1 protein-coding gene is annotated in these 1,107 nt (G+C 48.1%); it reads left to right on the forward strand.

Annotation, left to right across the window (positions count from 1 at the left end; all coding sequences use genetic code 11):
* Nucleotides 1-1,107, forward strand: a 1,107-nt coding sequence (locus tag HT737_RS30055; protein WP_306287321.1) for a phosphoethanolamine transferase, incomplete at its 5' end; no start/stop codon positions are given.

Genomic DNA, 1,107 nt, shown 5'->3' on the forward strand with positions numbered 1-1,107 from the left:
CTGCCTTGGTTCGTGTTGATGTGGCTGTACGTGTTACTCAGCGCGATGGCTTGGGGACGCTTCATAAAGCCTGTGCTAGCCATTGTTCTGTTGGTTGCGGCAGCAGCGAGTTACTTTATGAATAGCTACGGCATTGTAATTGACTACAGCATGCTAACGAATGTTATTCAAACAGACATCTCTGAGACCACGGACCTGCTGAACTGGGAGTTACTGCGATGGATGCTGGGTTTTGGTGTTCTACCGGTGCTGCTTATCACCCGAGTCCGTTTGATACAACGATCGCGCACCCGCGCGCTTGCTCATCGATTGATGGGGCTGGCGGCAGCACTTACCTGTTTGGCAATCATCGTATTTACGCTTTACCAATCTTATGCATCGCTCGTACGTAACCATCGCGAACTCACATTGATGTTAGTTCCTTCGAATGTGGTTTCGGCAATCCATGGGTATATGCGTCGCCAGCTAGCACAGCCCACAGAACTAAAAATCATTGGTGCTGATGCCCGCCAAGGAGAAACTACTGCGAGTGTAAAAAAATCACGCCTGACGTTGTTAATTGTGGGTGAAACCGCTAGGTCCGCGAACTTCTCGCTTAATGGCTACACACGCGATACCAATCCGGAATTGACTCGGCGTGGTGTCTTAAGTTTTACCAATGTCAGTTCATGTGGAACAGCTACGGCAATCTCCTTACCTTGCATGTTCTTGGATGCGGGTAAACAAGGCTATAAAGACGGTATGGCGTTACGGAGAGAAGGCTTATTAGACGTGTTGCAGCGGGCCGGAGTATCGGTACTTTGGAGAGATAACAATTCGGGTTGTAAAGGTATTTGTGACCGAGTAAAAAATGAGAAATTGAACAATCAGAAAACATCAGGATTATGCAGAGCAGGCGAGTGTTACGACGAAGTCTTATTGCAAGACCTGCAAGCTTACTTGGATCAACAACAGGGTGATTCAGTCGTGGTTCTCCACATGAAAGGTAGTCACGGCCCATCCTACTACAAGCGCTACCCACGCGAATTCGAGCGATTTGGTCCCGTTTGTGATAATAACCAACTAGAGCGATGTACGCGCGAGAGCATAGTCAGTGCCTATGAATAA

Source organism: Pseudomonas sp. MD195_PC81_125 (genome assembly GCF_014060985.1).
Lineage (GTDB): Bacteria > Pseudomonadota > Gammaproteobacteria > Pseudomonadales > Pseudomonadaceae > Aquipseudomonas > Aquipseudomonas parakoreensis.